Here is a 17,098-nt window from a genome sequence, read left to right on the forward strand (position 1 = left end):
TTTGAAATGACCATAGCTTTTGGCGCAAGCGAGTCTCTAACAGACCAATGAGTTGTCGCTCCAATTCTTGTTTTGAGCCAAAGTGGTAAACGAGCATTCGTCCGCTAGTGCCTATCTTGTTAGCGATTATATTGATGCTCGAATCCAATGCTCCTGCCTCGATTGCAGCAGATAGACATTGTTCCAGAAGTTCTTGCTTCTTTTGAGGTTCAGTAGGTCGGCTCATGAGTTGACAGTTAACGTAATAGCTATTACATTAATAATTAACGAAACGACTATTACGTTAACATCATTAAGCAGGGCAAAACCATGAGTACAAAAGACAAGATTGGCTTCATCTCACTCGGCTTCGTCATCTGGGCAGCAGGGACATTAGTTTATCGGATGACTGGTTCATCCTTCTTTGAAGGTTCTGCTGTTGGGTATTGGCTCAATGTAATCTTCACGGGCATTTCCTACGCTGTTGTTTCTCTGGGACTGATGAAGTGGGGCAACATTAAGCAGAAAGACTGGTTACAGGGTGCAATTTGTATTGCTTTGCCAGGAATGTTGGGCGAAATTCCAATTCTTGCTGGTTTTTCAGAATTCATGAGCAATATGCAACCCGAAACAGCAGGGCGATATGCAGCTTTTTTGTTTGGAGGGTACTCGACACTGATCGGTGCTGCTTGGTTCATGTCTGCAAAAGCCATTTCGCAGTCTATTTCTGAGACGCGGCTGGTAAGCACAGGGCAATAAAGAGCAATCAATCTGTAGCGACGCAACTTAACAAGTTGATGAAGCGGACGGATAGAAGGTCTTGGCAGAGTTGCTCCCGGTCGTCTACCGCCGCTTATCTTGGTCGTTAGCTGGCTCCTCACACAGGCTTTGCACTTGTACTGTCAGGTTTCTGACACCCGTGACAGGTTAAGATAATTGCACAGTTGTCAAGTGGGTAAGAAAAAAGGGGACAGATTCAGCCTGGGGACTGGCAGCGTTTGAAAAATTCAGATATATCTACGGCAACATAAAACGACGAACAAAAAAACGATTCGGAATCTTTTTCTGCTGTCCTGGCACAAGACGATGACGGAAGAGCGATTCTGTTACCCAAACTTCCTGGCCTGCAACGGTTAAATTAACGGGTAAATCCATCCTGGATGCTAAGACATTAAATTGAGATTTCGCTCCAGCCTCCAACGGACGCAGTTGTAACACGCGACCGTTGCCACTCTCGATTCCGGCTTCAAGCATAATGAGAGAGCCATCACTAGCTAACTGGATTGCATCGGAACCATCAATTTTGCGAGGTAGCGTAATTTCTTCAATCACGGGATTTTCGACCGTTCTCGGCGTTACCTTAAACAATCGACCATCAGAGTACATCGTCACGAATAAAACACCGTCCGGTCTGCGAACAATTCCAGACAGTCCAAATCGCAATTGGGTGTGGAATCGCTCATCTTCCGCCCAAGTTTGAAATTGAGTCGCTCCAGGTGGGAGGTAGTGAATTCGAGGGCGTGAGCTATCGGTCACATAAACACCGCCATTCCTGTCGAGTGCAAGATCATTTCCAAAACCACCATCAGGCATGATGATGATTTGCAGCACTTTCTTTGAGCGAGTGTCGAGCGCAAAAATTCGCCCTGGTCTACGAACAATTTCACCATTGGATTGAGGTGTGCCTAAAACATCAGGAGAAGCTCCCCATAAGATTTCTCGTGCTTCATCTAGGCGGAGGCTAGTAACAGCAAATATATCGCTGTTACCCGGAAAAAGTGTTTCAATCCTACCGTTTGGAAAAATTTGTAGGATACGACCGTTGGTAACAGAACCAACATAAAGTGTGCCATCCTGAGTACGCGCAATGCCATTAGGATATTGAAAGCTAGAAGGCAATTCAATGGGGGACAGTTCTCTGGCATAAGCAGCAGTGGGATAAAGAGCATCGGCGGTAATCGCAGCCAACCCGGACAAAGCAATCAATACATCTCGCCTTTTCATTTACTTCATTTCTCCAAGCTCTAGATCACAAATTTAGGCAACACGATGCCCTGGAATGCCATAACCACCATCTACGGAAATCGTTTGTCCGGTGATATAGGAAGTTGCATCAGAGCAGAGCCAAACCACTGTTTGTGCCAGTTCTTCTGATGTACCCAGACGCTGGACAGGAATGTGATGAATGAAGGGCTTGGCTGCATCATCATCCGGATGAAAAAAGCGTCGCAACATTTCTGTATCAATGATGCCAGGGTTAATATTGTTGATCCGAATGTTGTACGGCGCGTACTCCAAAGCAGCAGGTCGGATCATACTATCCAGTCCGCCTTTACTCGCTGAATATATGGTGGAGCCTGCCAACCCACCTTTTGCCAGCCAAGAAGACGTGTTGACGATTGCGCCGCCACCGGGCTGTTTGAGCATTTGTTCGATTTCATACTTCATGCAGAGCCAAACTGCTTTTAAATTGACGGTGATAGTCTGCTCCCAATCGGTTTCAGAGAGTTCGATCATGGGTGCAAATTTGCCTTCTGTTCCAGCATTGTTGAAGGCAAAATCGAGGCGACCATAATATTCGACAGTTTGCTCAATCAGTGAGCGAATCTGCTCAGGATCGGTCATATCTGTTTTAATCCAGTAGGCATCTCCACCCATCTGACAAATTTGGCTAATCACCGCCTGACTCTGATCTTCGCGACGGGCTGCAACAACGACCTTTGCACCATATTTGGCAAACGCGATCGCTGCCGCACGACCCATGCCAGAGCTACCCCCAGTAATGAGGGCAACCTTTCCTTGAAAGTTAATCATTCTGTCTCCTTATATTGAATCGTTGTGAGAACTATTCGTTCACTTGGTCATCTAACGCATTTTCTAGATAGTGTTTCCAGAAGATACAGTTGTGATCGCTTTCCCCTATTGTTTCGAGGTGTTTGTAATGTGAAATTTTCAAATCAATCACCTGCAAATGATTGGTCAACTCCTCTAAATGTTGTTTGACCTGTTCGCGGTGGTTTTCTAGCAGTACACGGCGTTGAGTGACCTGATCGGGGTGTTGACGAACCAGATCGGCAAAGGCTTGCACTTTTTGAATCGGCATTCCAGTCTCCCGGAGCCGCACCAAGAACTCCAACCAGACAATATCCTCAGCAGAATACTGCCGATGACCGTTTGAGGCACGCTTAATCGGTGCTAACAGACCCACTTTCTCGTAATAACGTAAAGCGTGGATGCTTAACCCCGTTGCCTCAGCAACTTGTTGGATGGTGAATTTGCTTGTCATACCAAGACTATAAAACCTAGAGTGCGCTCTAGGTCAAGACCTTATTTTCCATAACATTCTCAATTAGAATTTTTTGTGGAAAAGTAAATTTTATAATTTGCTTATCATTTTGCCCCGTGATTCATATAGCATTACACGTAAAAGTACTATGTGTAATTAGTGACTATATATGTACACAATGTGAGTCCATCACACTCTTGTTTGAGCGAAAAATAAGCTGATGTATTTATTAAATACATCAGCTTTTGACTTATCCCAAGATTTCAATCACAGCCGCGAGAATAGCTGGGGCTTTGTCTGAAACCGGAATGAACACCCGCTTTTTCCAGTTAATGATCTCAGTGAAACAGCCAACAGCTAAGAGTCGCTCTGCCAGTGAGATAGCATTAACCAGTTCTATGCGAGGTTCTGTGGCAATATAAGAACGCCGTAAAGTTACGCCACCCGGTAACTGCTGGGAATAGCCTTCGTTTAGCACTAAAGAGACTACTGTGGGCTTAACAGCTTATCCTTCAGTCCGAGTTGTTCAGCCACAGACTTAATATCTACTGCACTGACCACCCGACCCAGAATTTTCTCGCCATCGCTGGTCTGCAACCGATATACTCGATTGTTCTTCTGGGGTAGCATTTTCCAGATTGGCAGCAATATCCCAGTCACAAGGTGAATATAATCAGTAGTGAATCTGGGCAATTGGTCAACTTCCTTCAACCAAGCTGCAACAAACGCATCAGCCGAAACCTGCTTCCAAGTGGACGATTCCAACTTATCGACAGGGACACGCGTTTCTTTCTGTGGACGAACGAGTAGAACTCTTGGAATCACCCCGCCTTGGTCATCAAAGAAGCTGTGCGTAGGAATGCTCACAGCCGCATTACCGGATTTCTCATTGCTCATGAGTTGCCCTTGATACTTAACAACAAACTCAAGCATTTCATCAGCCGTTTTGATGTTGTTCTTTTGGACACGCTCAATCTTTAAGTAATTGGTCACGCTACCAGTTTGAGGATGAGTATAAACTGATTCACAGCTTTCGATACGAAATCTATCAGCCCGAAGTGTTTCTACTCCAACTTCAAACACACCATTTGCGATCGCAGTCTCGATTTGTTGACTTAATAGCAACTCGAAACGCTCGAAAATCGTATTTTGCATCCCGATTGCCAAAGCCAGCAGGCGATTGAGGAACTGTCGCAAGGATGGGAGGTCTATCTTCATTCCACCTTCAGTGGAAGTGAGCGAGAGTCCTGTCATCTGTTGAAACTTCCCCAGAGGAACTTCATAAAATCGACCTTGAAAAATCTGCTTAAACAACTCGTATAAAGCATATTCAGCATAGTTCGATTCTAGATTGTCTTTGGCATCAAACATACCGTTACCGCCAGTTTGCCTCTGACCACGGGTGAGTGCGCCCAAGCTGTCCAGCCGTCTAGCAATCGTGCTGATGAATCGGCGTTCACCGCGCACGTTAGTAGTCACAGGACGGAAGACTGGTGCAGAAGCTTGGTTGGTACGGTGAGTGCGCCCAACGCCTTGAATTGCGTTGTCAGCACGCCAACCAGCTTCGAGTAAATAGTGCGATCGCCTTCTACGATTTACAGCATTTAAGTCAGCATGATAACTTCTGCCTGTACCACCTGCATCGCTGAAGATGAGTATTTGCTTATCTCCCGCCATGAATGCGTTAGTCTCAGCAATATTGGCACCACTACCCCGTGAATCCACAAACAAGCGTCCGGCTTCGTCTTTCAATACTCGTTTGCTACGACCTGTGACTTCAGCTACTTGCTTGTTACCGAAATGCCACAGCAGTTGTTCTAATGTACCAGGAATTGGATCAAGGCTGGCGAGTTTGTCTACTAAGGCATCTCTCAAAGCCACAGCTTCAGATGAAACAATTGGTGAACCATCGGCATCAAAGGCTGGTTCGGAGCGTTCGTCTCCATCAACGCCTGAGTGAATCTCATGCAGATGTACGGGAAAGGCACTTACTAAGTAGTCAAGAACATACTCTCGTGGTGTTAAATCAAGGTTCAAATCCTGCCATTCTTCGGGTGCAACTTCATTGAGTCGGCGTTTGAGTAATTCTTCATTGGTGGAAACTATTTGAATTACAACAGCATTGCCTTGGGCTAAATCATTCTCAATTGCTTTAATTAACTGTGGGCATTTCATGCTAGTTAATAAATGATTGAAGAATCTTTGCTTATGCGATTCAAACTGAGACATGGCAGACATTTTAGCAGCACGATTGTATGTTTTCGCACCAGTGATGTTGCAGGCTTCTAAAGCTTTATGCAAGTTATTATGGATAATTTGAAAAGCGTCTGCATAACTGTCATAGATACGTTCTTGAGTAGGAGTGAGTTCGATTTCTAACATCTCATACTCCACACCATCGAAGGAAAGCGATCGCGCCAGATACAGCCCCAAAGCCTTGAGATCCCTGGCTACCACTTCCATCGCGGCAATATCACCGCCCTCAATGGATTCTACAAAATCCTCACGGGAGGTAAACGGAAAGTCGCCCGTCTGCCAAAGCCCCAGACGATTTGCGTAAGATAGGTTAGAAACCTTCGTCGCTCCAGTCGCAGAGACATAGACAACCCGTGCCTGCGGTAAGGCATTTTGCAACCTCAGCCCAACAATACCTTGCTGGGATGCTGCAACCATGCCCAGTTTACCCTCTTGCGCCATTGCATTGCCCATACTGTGGCATTCGTCGAAAGCGATCGCTCCCTCAAAGCCAATGCCAGCCCACTCAACGATTTGCTTAAGCCGACTTTTGCCGTTCTTTTGAGAGCGCAGAGTTGAGTAGGTGCAGAACAGAATACCTTGGATGAAAGGGATGGGGTCGCCAAGTTTGATATTTGAGAGGTCGATAATGTCTTTTACATCACCTCCTAAAGCACACCAGTCTCTACGGGCATCTTCAATTAAGGCAGAACTTTTAGATACCCAAATTGCTTTTCTTCGCCCCTGACACCAGTTGTCGAGGATGATTCCTGCACATTGTCTTCCTTTCCCCGCGCCTGTCCCATCGCCTAAGAACCAGCCACGACGAAATTTTACGGCATTTTCTTCGCCCTGAGCCGCAACAGTCACATTATCCCATGAATCATCCACAATATAAGACCCAGACAGAAATTCACAGTGCGCCTGACCTGCGTAAATAACGCTCTCAAGCTGTGCCTCTGACAAATTGCCTTGTGTGATAATCTTGCTAGGAAGATGCGGTTTGTAAGTGGGTGGTGGTGGCGAGACAAGTGCTAGGGCTGCACTCTCACAAAGCAGTGAGGGATGAGGTAAAGCATCTTTAATTCTGATTCGCTGTGGGCGATAGGTTTCATATAAAGTATCTTTGAGTCCTTCTGTAGCAGACCATTCGACGACTTCGTATTCCAGAATAACCACATCTGGAATTGAAGAAAGTGTTCCTGCTTGAGCTACCACAGAGCGTTTTGGCAATTGAACAACTTTTGCGATGCCTACGGCGGGCGGGTACGCCATCGCAGCAGCTTTGACTTTTTCTGAGCGTTCCCACAAAGATCGCAGAGGTAATTGCTCAATCAACGCCAGCAGTTCGGGCAAGTCCAAGGTTTCGGGAATACAGGGGATTTGCCTGCGATTATCAGCCGGAACTTTGTCGATCACTGTAATCCGAGTGTCGATCTGTGTACCATGTTTTGAGTAAACCTTGCCGTTAACCCCGACTGACATTAAAACTCGTGCTTCCGAGTGCCACCTAACAAAAGTCTCGCGCCAAGTGGGATTATTAGGTGAGAACCAGTTGGCACTGATTGTTACCAGCCGTCCACCGTCAGCCAGTCTTTGCAATGCCGAGTTGATGTGGCGAGGAGTTGCGTCGGGGTTGCGACTGCTGATTTTGGGAGATGCGGAAAAAGGTGGATTCATCAGCACAACTGAGGGCTGAGTCTTGCCAACCAGATAGTCGTTAATCTGTTCCGCGTTTACTGAGAATAATGGTGTGCCAGGGAATAACCGCCGCAGAATCTTACTTCTGTCGGGTGCGAGTTCGTTGAGCATGAGACTTGCACCGTGCAATTTAGCCATTTGTGCCAATAAGCCAGTTCCGGCGGAAGGCTCCAGAATCAAGTCAGTACCTTGTATAAATCCTGCTTTGGCTACCAGATAAGCAACCGGCAGAGGTGTCGAGAATTGCTGAAGCTGTACTGACTCTTCACTGCGCCGTGTTTGCGTTGGGCAGAGGGCTACTAACTTCTCCAATTCCAATAATACTGTTTGTGGCGACTCTAATAAAAGCTTGTAACCTTTTTGGCGCAGATATAATATTTGCGCCACTTCCACAGCTTCGTAAGCATCTTTCCACTGCCATGCACCAGACGCGGCAGTGCCTAGAAAGTAGCGATTCATCTGGGAAGAAACAGTTTTTGTAGAGAGAGAGCGATTATCTATTAAAACTTTTGCAAGCTCTTGGGCAACATTAATAACTGACTGCCCATAATCGATTACTGTTTGCAAATCGAATAGAGAACCTTGAGTGAAAAGTTGCTGTACCATTGCATCACTCACAATATTATTTTTTCACTCTTGCTATGACGAAGCCTTAACCGTGTTGAATTAACTCTCAAATAACCTCAATTGTCGAGAGAATATTTCTTGTTTGTTCTCTCTGTATATTGCTCTAGAGGCTGTGTTTAAACTGCAAGCCATTTCCCACCACTAATTAGCTACTGGAACACCTTGCTCATTCATAAAATTAGCGTATTGATTCAAGTAATCAACAGCTTTCAAAAAATGTGTGTAACATTCAAATGCCAAGTAATTCAACTCGTGCCTAACTCTGATTTTTGTGCGAGTATTAGACCGAATCCAGATAATAGAGTGCCAAGTTTTTTCATATCGCTCGGCACAATTAACAGCAATTGCTAACTCTGATGTTGCTGCTTCTAGCAGGAAATGATTGCCTGGAATGTGATTTAAGGCAACTGATAGACAACAATATGTAGCGTTCACTATTTTTCAAAAAAGTAAGTTTAACCTCCGTTGATCAATCGGAGGCTATAGTCGAGTAACTTTTATGCAGCTTTACGCGGTCTGCCTGGCTTGCGCTTGCCTGAAGAATTTACATCAGCCTTTTTAGTTTTCGGTGACTTGTTGGCAGCATTGTTAGCTTTATTGGAACGAGTAGTACGTTTTGGTTGTGGTGAAAGTTCTTTAACTGGAGGCAGTAATCTCAATGTAGGTAATGAGAGAATAACTGCTTCGTTACTGGTACGATAAACAACTTCATCCTCTAACGTCCAAGGATCTGGCAATTTTTCAAAAGTCTGAACTTGTTGTGATGTGATTACTTTTGATACTGATGGGATTGTAGAAGCGGCTATATTTCCATTGCTAACCGAAACCACATTACTAGCGTAAGCAGCCGATACAAATAGTCCGTTAATGAACTGGAATATAACGAGAGTAACGAATGCCCAAAAGATGACTACGATTGTGAAAGTGAGTAGAGATTGCATATCCATGATTATTTCTCAACTAAGTATCTGGATTTTTTAATTGATTTACGCAAAGCGTTTTTAAGCCTTGTTCAAATGTGAAGCGGATTTGAACATATCCTCTCTTCAAGAGAGGACTTCACTCTAAATTTAGCGTAGCGTCTCTTTGATTTAACTCAGCCAACCTTCCTCGTTATTTTAAAGCTTATTTATAAAATAAACCAATTTTAGTATTTACCTGATTGAAGATTTCAAGTATTATATTTATGAGCTTGTTTCCCAAAGATAAACATTGGTTTAAATCTATGGTTAATATTTAATTTGCTGGCTAATTCTTGAAATAAAAGATCCTATTCAAACGACAAATAAAAGTATTCCTCACAATTAATTGAAAGTATGCCCAGTCCAACTACCGACTTAGTTCGCTCCTACCTCAAAGAAATCGGACGCTACCCTCTGCTAACTCCTGAGCAAGAAATTACAAACGCTAGGGCGTTGCAGCAGATGATGGCGATTGAAGAACACCGCTCAAATCTCGCACTTCAGCTAAATCGACAACCAACCGCAAGAGAATTAGCCACCTCGCTTGGGCAAAGCGATACTGAAGTACAATCAATCATTCAACAAGGTCAAAAAGCTAAAGAGAAAATGGTCACAGCTAACCTACGCCTAGTGGTTTCTGTTGCCAAAAAATACCAGAACCACAATTTAGATTTTCTCGATTTGCTCCAAGAAGGGGCACTGGGTTTGCAAAAGGGAATCGAAAAGTTTGATCCCAACCGAGGCTATAAACTATCGACCTACGTTTACTGGTGGATTAAGCAGTCAATAACACGGGCGATTGGAGAAAAGTCTCGCACTATCCGTCTGCCAATTCATATTAACGAGAAATTAAACAAAATCAGGAGAGTACAACAGCAACTGTCTCAATCTTTGGGTCGTCCTCCAGTTGTAGCAGAAATTGCCGAATCCTTAAATCTGTTGCCTAATCAAATACGTGAATATCTTCACGTTTCCCGCACTCCAGTTTCGCTAGAAATGCGAGTCGGGAATGAGCGCGAAACTGAATTAGCTGATATTTTACCGATGGATGGTATTTCCCTAGATGAGCAAATAACTCAAGAGCTTTTACACCAAGACTTGAGCAAGTTGCTGACGTTGCTCAATCCAAGGCAACGGAAAGTATTGACTCTACGTTTTGGATTGGAAGATAATCAGGAGTTGACTTTGAGTCAAGTTGCAAAACGCCTAAATCTTAGTAGGGAAACAATTCGTAAAACTGAACATCTTGCTCTCTCGATTTTACGCTCTCATCAAAACAAGATTAAAGACTATCTTCTTAATTAGGACTAACTAAGGGTTGTTTGACTTTAGTTTCATTTATATAACTCGAACTCGCTACTCCAAAGACTGAGAACAAACCGCGACTGCTGTTAAAGAGGCCTCCAATTGCTGCTGTCAGGAGTGCGATCGCGTACCTGCCATGAATCGGTGGCATTGCCTCTGCTTAAATTCTGGCGAAAAACCATCAGATTGTCAGACCAAGTAGCAAGTTACAAGTCGCAAATCGCAAGTGTACCGACAACTGTTGTCGTGAGCTTGAAACAATGACACTTTATGTCTGGTACTAAATGTATTGACATAATTCTTTTTTTGAAGTGGACTTGTATTCCACAACTGGAGTTTTTTATCTTACTTCCGACTTGCTACTTCCGACTTGCTACTTGTTTTTATCCCTGTTTCAATCAAATGGTGTATGAATATATTGCTATCTAGAAACTATCCTTATAAATAGAACACCGAAGAAAGAAGCGATGCCCAGCAAAACTATTGAAGTCCGAGAGTACACCGTTAGAGCGCACAAGCGGGAAATTCATACTCGCGTTTTCAACTTTGTGTGTAAGCAATGCGAACAACCCACACAACGAGAAACCTTTGGTGTCCGACCTCTATATTGCGAAACATGCCGTCCGCCACAAGCACCCAAGAAATCAGTAGTTCCTCTAAAGAAGAGAAAACCCAGAGCTATGACTTACAAGAGTGGTAAAGACATAGCGGGATGATTTGTTGTCTCAAGGGTGAGTGAGCGCACGAAAGTAAGTGAAGCAGTGCGCTCATTCGCTCAACCTAACTCAAACTGGTAAAAAGTAACTCTAATGTTTAGGAGTCATTCAGAAGGTGCAAACTGTGCAAAGACCTCGGCCCCTGTCAGGTTCTTAGTTTCATCGGCAAAACAGTAATATTTGGGCTTTTCATCAATGAATACCTGATGATCGAAAACAAGACCTTCACATTTCTCGAATAGTCCAACAGGAATGAAATACTGGTTATTTTGTTTTAATTTGTAAAATAGATGGCTACCACACTGCTTACAGAATCCACGTTCTGCCCACTGTGACGATTGATAAAGCCCAATATTTTCTTCACCAAAGAAGCTAACATCACCTTTACAGTCAATAGCTAATAAAGGCCCTCCACCCCACTTGCGACACATACTACAATGACACGCTCCCATCTGATTACTCATACTGGTTGTGGACAGGCTTACTGCTCCACATAGGCAGCTACCTTTTACAATGGTCATATTAGACATATTATTTTCTCCGATTCCACGCAGGCGCTCCAATTGCTCACATTTTCCCCTATTTCATACTGGAAATGCCAAGAATATCAAGTAGTTCGCTTTCGTGACTTGGCTATTTTTTGGGTAAGGGAGAAGGTAGGGTTTCCTCTAGGGATAAGGGTGGGGGGAAAGGTTTTAAGAAGATATAAATTGCAACATTCTTTAATCTGTTGGCATTTCAGGGGATTTTGTATCCTCTCAAGGTATTTAGCATAGAAGGCAACCGCGATCGCTATTTTGGTGGTTCTAATGAGTTATTTGGAAGAGCAAGCGAGAAAAAAGTAAGTGCGCGAAATTAGAACAAACACTAATTACAATCTGAACCTTGCCAAAGAATACGAAGTTTTGTGACTCGAATATTACCTATATCCGGTCGCATCAGCTCCAGAAGCTACTGCCCGAATTGCTAGGCGCATTCTGGTTTAATTGCTGATTTTAAAAGTCATTATCAGTAAAGGGAACTATGGATGGTAAAAACCTTTTCAGGGATGGGTAAAATTCTAACCTCGCGGTATAATCATCTGTTTGAGATACTGATAGCTCAATTGGTTGCTGATTTTTTTCATCAAAAAGTAACTGGATTTGATAATTTGTCCAGAATTGGTCACCTAGTTCATCTTCTAAATCGAAAAGCCGTTGTTCATCCCCCCATATATTCGACCAAAGGACAATCTTATTAGCCCGAAAATGATTTTGACCTGTTGTGTCTGCAATAACAAAATATGCTTCGACATTTAAATCAAATCCCAAGTCATCGACCTCTAACTCTGCTATTTGACAGTTAACCACTATTAATGTATCGGGGTTAACGTTTACTACCTGCTCTTGGCGCTTTAATAATTCTTGTAGCACGAAATCAGGTAATAACTGGGAACTCTCCTCAAGTAAAAGTTTTTGAGTTTCTGGGGAGTAACGAGTTTTTAATTCTTGCGTGATTAAAGTTAAAATGTCTTCAGTAGATAAATTGACAACTATCTTTTTATCTGCGGGATTAAGAAAAGCTCCCGGACTAAGCTCAATGCGTTTTTTAATTGGCATAGTTATCTAAAATTATTTTAATTTGAGCAGAGGATTCACAAATAAAGCTCAAAGGAAGTCAAAACAATTCAAAATTCACGCATTATCAATTTCATTATTACAAGACGCTCCTACGTCGCTAACGCTGCGCTATCATTGGGGGCTTTGACTCGTTCGCGCAGCGTCTCCGTTAGGAGAAGGATAATTAATTCAAAATTATTCTTATTATTCCTAACAGAATTTTGAATTTTGAATTTTGAATTCAAAAAATGGTCAATCAATAAACATCATCTCAGTTTCAGTTATCTGTTTTTAGCAGGACGTGTCTAATAGCAATTGCATCCTTTCAATCATAACGATAAATGACTGTGATTTGTGAGTCAAAAAATATTCATGTGCTAACCTTTAAAAATGCCACAGTGCTTGACCAATTAACGGATTGGTTGAGTAAGTAACGAGTAAATAAACTTTTAATAATGTCTATTTCCTCACTGGTCAAATTTGCAGCCAGACGCTCGGCATAACTTGGTCGATTGGGATTAGCAGCAAATAAACGCTTGATAAAGTTATCAGAGATGTGCATTGGTGTCAAATACTGTTCAATAACCACTTCTACGCAGTGTCCATTTGAGGCAAAAATGTGACGCAAATCGTCAGCGTCCCAGTTAAACATGGGGTCAGAGGCATCTGTATAAATAGCTTCTTCCGCTAAAACTAATCGCTCATACAATTGGGCATCTAGATTTTGGCTGGGCAGTAAGCGATAAAACCTTTGGGTATGACGAGGTACTGTCTCAGCTAAAATAAGCTTGACTGAGTGCGGCAGCAATTGAGTTAAAATCTGAGCAGCAAGCCCCTTATCCGGTTGGGAGGCTAGTACATTGCGCCCAATAATAGAGTCAAACTGTACATTTGGTGCAAGAGATGTCAGCATCGCAGGTATCTGTGCAACAGATGCAGTAAAAACTATTGGTCGCATTGTTTCAGGAAGTGCCGCAGCAAGTTCATTTAAAGCATTGGCATCAGAGCTATTGCGGACACAGGCATAAACCCCACCTTCAGGAACTTGCCGGATTGCTTCCCAAGTAAGTAAACCAGTGGCAGCATTTAAATCTAATACTAAGTGATGACGTTGTAATTGAGCAAAAGTGAAAATGCGATCACGCACAGATGCTAATTGTGTACTGACTTGAGAAAGTGTGCGTTGCAACCAGCGCTCATCTGCTCGGTCAACAGTTCCATAAGTCATGACTTCCATTGGTGCAACACCAATACCTTCTACTATTGCAGCAAGTTGAGCTTCTCGACGACGTGCCACTTGTGTTGCGATTTGGTGTTCATAACCTTGGGTTGATGGTTGATAAAACAATTGACCTTGCAAGCTAGTGGGTAAATATTGCTGTTCTACCCAATGATCTCGATAAGCGTGAGGATAGAGATAACCCGCCCCATGCCCAAAACCTTTTTTATCCCGATTGGCATCTTTAAGATGAGTGGGAATGGAAGCAAGATTTTCATTTTCTACTGCGGCTAAAGCATCAAAAAAGCCCATGATGCTATTGGATTTTGGTGCAGTAGCTAAGTAAAGTACTGCCTGCGCCAAATGATAACGTCCTTCCGGCATTCCCACACGATCAAAGGCTTCGGCACAAGCATTTGTAACTACAACTGCTTGTGGGTCAGCCAATCCGATATCTTCACTTGCAAGAATTAACATCCGACGGAAGATGAAACGCGGGTCTTCACCTGCATAAACCATTTTGGCTAGCCAGTACAGTGCTGCATCTGGGTCAGAACCTCGTAGGCTCTTGATAAAAGCACTGATGGTATCAAAATGGGCATCCCCTTCTTTGTCGTATAAAATAGCACGTTGCTGAATAGATTCTTCTGCCACTGCTAGAGGGATATGAATAACACCTGTAGCATCTGGGGGTGTAGTCTCTACAGCCAGTTGCAAAGCATTCAATAATGACCGAGCGTCACCGTTAGCAACATTAACTAGATGAGCTAAAGCATCTGTATCAATTTGTACTGTTAAGTTGCCATAACCGCGTTCCGAATCGAAGAGTGTTTGCTCAACAATTTTGTATAAATCTTTATCAGCTAATTGCTGAAGTTGAAAAATCCGCGAACGGCTGACAAGTGCCTTATTGACTTCAAAAAAAGGATTTTCGGTGGTAGCACCAATGAGAATAATTGTACCATTCTCTACCCAAGGTAATAGAGCATCTTGCTGAGACTTGTTAAAACGATGGACTTCATCGACAAAAAGAATAGTTCGTTGATTATGAAACTTGCGCTGTTGTTGGGCTATTTCAATTGCGGCTCGAATTTCTTTAACTCCTGAGAGTACAGCATTGATAGCGATGAAGTGAGCGCGGGTGGTGTTGGCAATAACACGGGCTAGAGTAGTCTTTCCAGTCCCTGGTGGCCCAGAAAAGATTAAGGAAGAGAGTTGATCCAAACTAATAGCACGCCGTAATAGCCTTCCTTGCCCGATAATATGCTCTTGACCAATAAATTCATCAAGTGTCCGGGGACGCATCCGAGCCGCCAGTGGTGCTTCTTCTTCGGTTATTTTTGTAAGATGCTGGTCAAATAAATCCATTATTTAATACGTCTTCATTCAACGCCAACTCTGATTTTTGAGAAAAATCAACTAGTATCTCATTAATTCTGACAACATCTGCTCAAGAATATCTTCCATAATTTCCTCCTGCTCATCTAATCCCATTGTACTGATTGCCGTTTGAAAGACCTGTTTCTCAGTATCGTCGAGCCGCAAATACGTATCCACAAAGCCCGAAATCAATTGCATATGTGCTGGCGATAACTTTAACGTCGCCAGCAGTCGCAAACATTCTGCTTTTACCTGAGGACGTTCCTCATGGCGAATATTCATTTTTGACATCAGTGCTGCTGCCACCGGATTTGGCTGTGTTTATATAGAAATAGGCATTATTATAGGCTATTAATTGAATCTACTTATGGCAATTGATGCCGAATGCCAAATATTAATTATGAAAATTTATTAACTGTAGTAAAAACTATGAAAATTTCCGAAATATCGGCAGAAACTCTGGAAAAAATCAAGTCAGTTAGGTGGGATAGAATTATTGAGAAACATGAAGGGCCAGAAAGTTGGTCATCAGTTTTAAGATATGAAGAACCAGAATTTTTGTCAGTGGAAGAATGCTCAATATTATTACCTGTAGATAAATCACATCATCCGAATATTACTATAATACGTTGTATTTGGAGTGCGGATAAGAATTCTGTAACAGTTTTTCTATCAGATACTACCTATGAAGATGATCCATTCTTTTCGGGATTTATGGCAGTATGCGATCGCCTGAAGAATGAAGAATTTTTCTTAGCAATTTTGTACCATGAATGGTTTGTTATTGAAAGAGCCGCAGTTTGTGAATAAAGAGTTTTCAGGAGTTATTCAAAAATCGGACAGATTCTCAGAAAAATTATGATAACTACTTCTGCTTTGACTATTGGCTCTCAAACCGCTAGAGCATGGTTTGGTAGAGATCCAACGAGCGAAAAAGGTGCAGATGTCACTCAACAGCATCTGCAAATTCTGAGTTCAAAATATACATTAGATTATCGTGAGTTACCTGTTTCAATTGTTGAAGAACGTCGCTTCAAATTAAATGTCAATCTTTCTCAAGATTAGAGGAAATAGATTGCGCTTTCATATAATGAAACAGGAAAGCTATTAGCTGTTCCAAATTTCAGAAATAATGGAATTATGACTACTGACAGGGAGAAAAATCAACTTATAACCAGAACTGTCGATAGTCCTCGATATACTAATGTGCAGCTGCGACTAGGCGGGGTGATTTTTCTGCACGGGTAAACTGTTTCGCTCGTTGTTTTGCTGCGGCATTTAAATTGACATCGTAGACACCTGTGATTTTAGGATTTGGAAATTGAATCGAGCCGAAGTGAAGAATATCACCCCAAAACTCAATGCTTTTGCCCTCGCTTTCAACTACATAAAATATGAGGTACATCCATTCTCAGAGATGAAAGCTATACTACGCTAAAAGAAAGGGAAAGAGAAAAACTGTATTGCATAATAGCGGGAAGCGCTGTATTGAGTGATTGATCGCTCTTGGTTATATTTTTCGATGCCAAGGAATCCGGTTGAGAAAGTGATCCATGCTCCGTTCTGCAAGAGCAGCAATAGTTAACGAGGGATTAGAGCAGGCTGTTGAACCAGGAATAAGCGCACCATCAATAACAAACAAATTAGGATAACCAAAGACCTGCCCATGAGTGTTGCATACTTGCCCGATGGTTGCACCTCCAAGCGGGTGTGCTGTAAAACTGTAGTCTGGTGATGCAGCTAAAGTTGTACCATTAGTTTGGTTAAGCCGTTGGTAAGTATACTGGAGAGCTTGAGCATTTTTCTGGCTATCGGTTGAGTTGTTAGTCCAAAACAAATCTGCTGACCCAGTATAGGCATTATAAGTAAGATAACCCTCTGGTTTAGAAATTCCCTGACCAAGAACAGGAATCAGACCCTGCGGAATGAAAGGAAGTGCTTGAAATGCCTCAAGTATCACTGGCAATACGGTTCGGTTAAGCTCAAAACTAGGTAGACTAAGGTTTGTCACCCAAGTGTACTGATGTTGAATGCAACTCAAAGAATTCTCACTAATTTCACCAGCAATTGAATCAGGTACAGTACTCAAA

20 protein-coding genes are annotated in these 17,098 nt (G+C 42.8%); 6 read left to right on the top strand and 14 right to left on the bottom strand.

Annotation, left to right across the window (positions count from 1 at the left end):
- Positions 1-226 (bottom strand): TetR/AcrR family transcriptional regulator (locus H6G96_RS37675; protein WP_242063593.1); only part of this gene is annotated, 226 nt, incomplete at its 3' end.
- An 83-nt stretch (positions 227-309) separates the two neighbouring features.
- Here H6G96_RS37675 and H6G96_RS37680 point away from each other — a divergent pair.
- The gene (locus tag H6G96_RS37680) at positions 310-738 is read left to right on the top strand and encodes a DUF5367 domain-containing protein (RefSeq protein ID WP_190919351.1); all 429 of its coding nucleotides are present in this window, start codon (positions 310-312) and stop codon (positions 736-738) included.
- A gap of 258 nt (positions 739-996) precedes the next feature.
- Here the strand turns inward: H6G96_RS37680 and H6G96_RS37685 are convergent, their stop codons facing one another.
- The 7 genes from H6G96_RS37685 to H6G96_RS37710 form a co-directional block, all read right to left on the bottom strand.
- Positions 997-1,983 carry a gluconolaconase gene (locus tag H6G96_RS37685; protein ID WP_190919353.1) on the bottom strand — a complete coding sequence of 329 codons (987 nt, stop codon included), beginning with the start codon at positions 1,981-1,983 and terminating at the stop codon, positions 997-999.
- Between the two features lie 33 nt (positions 1,984-2,016).
- Positions 2,017-2,793, bottom strand: a complete 777-nt coding sequence (locus H6G96_RS37690) for a glucose 1-dehydrogenase (RefSeq protein ID WP_190919355.1) — start codon at positions 2,791-2,793, stop codon at positions 2,017-2,019.
- A 31-nt stretch (positions 2,794-2,824) separates the two neighbouring features.
- Positions 2,825-3,265, bottom strand: coding sequence for a MerR family transcriptional regulator (locus H6G96_RS37695; protein ID WP_190919357.1), 441 nt, complete (start codon positions 3,263-3,265; stop codon positions 2,825-2,827).
- Between the two features lie 250 nt (positions 3,266-3,515).
- Positions 3,516-3,743: a hypothetical protein gene (locus tag H6G96_RS41980; RefSeq protein WP_242063594.1), complete on the bottom strand. Its 228-nt coding sequence runs from the start codon at positions 3,741-3,743 to the stop codon at positions 3,516-3,518.
- Positions 3,744-3,751: 8 nt separating this feature from the next.
- Entirely contained in the window at positions 3,752-7,807 is a 4,056-nt protein-coding gene (locus H6G96_RS37700; RefSeq protein WP_242063595.1) for a strawberry notch family protein, read from the bottom strand.
- A 162-nt stretch (positions 7,808-7,969) separates the two neighbouring features.
- Entirely contained in the window at positions 7,970-8,263 is a 294-nt protein-coding gene (locus tag H6G96_RS37705; protein WP_190919362.1) for a hypothetical protein, read from the bottom strand.
- 62 nt (positions 8,264-8,325) lie between these two features.
- The gene (locus tag H6G96_RS37710) at positions 8,326-8,775 is read right to left on the bottom strand and encodes a hypothetical protein (protein ID WP_190919365.1); all 450 of its coding nucleotides are present in this window, start codon (positions 8,773-8,775) and stop codon (positions 8,326-8,328) included.
- Between the two features lie 369 nt (positions 8,776-9,144).
- Between H6G96_RS37710 and H6G96_RS37715 the strand changes: the two genes are divergently transcribed.
- The 3 genes from H6G96_RS37715 (at position 9,145) to H6G96_RS37725 (ending at position 10,811) form a co-directional block, all read left to right on the top strand.
- Complete coding sequence (locus tag H6G96_RS37715) at positions 9,145-10,095, top strand: RpoD/SigA family RNA polymerase sigma factor (protein WP_190919367.1); 951 nt, start codon at positions 9,145-9,147, stop codon at positions 10,093-10,095.
- 102 nt (positions 10,096-10,197) lie between these two features.
- Positions 10,198-10,359: a hypothetical protein gene (locus H6G96_RS37720; RefSeq protein WP_190919370.1), complete on the top strand. Its 162-nt coding sequence runs from the start codon at positions 10,198-10,200 to the stop codon at positions 10,357-10,359.
- Between the two features lie 203 nt (positions 10,360-10,562).
- A complete protein-coding gene (locus tag H6G96_RS37725) occupies positions 10,563-10,811 on the top strand; it encodes a hypothetical protein (RefSeq protein WP_190914811.1) in 249 nt (82 codons plus the stop codon).
- 104 nt (positions 10,812-10,915) lie between these two features.
- On the opposite strand, the gene H6G96_RS37730 is transcribed toward H6G96_RS37725, so the two are convergent.
- From H6G96_RS37730 to H6G96_RS37745, 4 genes are all read right to left on the bottom strand, one after another.
- A complete protein-coding gene (locus H6G96_RS37730) occupies positions 10,916-11,341 on the bottom strand; it encodes a GFA family protein (RefSeq protein ID WP_190919372.1) in 426 nt (141 codons plus the stop codon).
- A 465-nt stretch (positions 11,342-11,806) separates the two neighbouring features.
- On the bottom strand, positions 11,807-12,409 hold the full coding sequence (locus H6G96_RS37735) for a hypothetical protein (RefSeq protein ID WP_199339863.1): 603 nt from the start codon (positions 12,407-12,409) through the stop codon (positions 11,807-11,809).
- Between the two features lie 370 nt (positions 12,410-12,779).
- Positions 12,780-14,996, bottom strand: a complete 2,217-nt coding sequence (locus H6G96_RS37740; protein WP_190919374.1) for an AAA family ATPase — start codon at positions 14,994-14,996, stop codon at positions 12,780-12,782.
- A gap of 51 nt (positions 14,997-15,047) precedes the next feature.
- Positions 15,048-15,314: a hypothetical protein gene (locus tag H6G96_RS37745; RefSeq protein WP_190919376.1), complete on the bottom strand. Its 267-nt coding sequence runs from the start codon at positions 15,312-15,314 to the stop codon at positions 15,048-15,050.
- A 123-nt stretch (positions 15,315-15,437) separates the two neighbouring features.
- Between H6G96_RS37745 and H6G96_RS37750 the strand changes: the two genes are divergently transcribed.
- Positions 15,438-15,818, top strand: a complete 381-nt coding sequence (locus tag H6G96_RS37750; RefSeq protein WP_190919378.1) for a hypothetical protein — start codon at positions 15,438-15,440, stop codon at positions 15,816-15,818.
- 48 nt (positions 15,819-15,866) lie between these two features.
- On the top strand, positions 15,867-16,073 hold the full coding sequence (locus H6G96_RS37755; RefSeq protein WP_190919380.1) for a hypothetical protein: 207 nt from the start codon (positions 15,867-15,869) through the stop codon (positions 16,071-16,073).
- Positions 16,074-16,209: 136 nt separating this feature from the next.
- On the opposite strand, the gene H6G96_RS37760 is transcribed toward H6G96_RS37755, so the two are convergent.
- Complete coding sequence (locus H6G96_RS37760; protein WP_190919382.1) at positions 16,210-16,413, bottom strand: hypothetical protein; 204 nt, start codon at positions 16,411-16,413, stop codon at positions 16,210-16,212.
- A 105-nt stretch (positions 16,414-16,518) separates the two neighbouring features.
- The coding region (locus H6G96_RS37765; protein ID WP_242063596.1) for a GMC oxidoreductase at positions 16,519-17,098 on the bottom strand (580 nt) is incomplete at its 5' end.

It is taken from the genome of Nostoc sp. FACHB-892 (genome assembly GCF_014698795.1).
In the GTDB taxonomy this organism is placed as follows: domain Bacteria; phylum Cyanobacteriota; class Cyanobacteriia; order Cyanobacteriales; family Nostocaceae; genus Nostoc.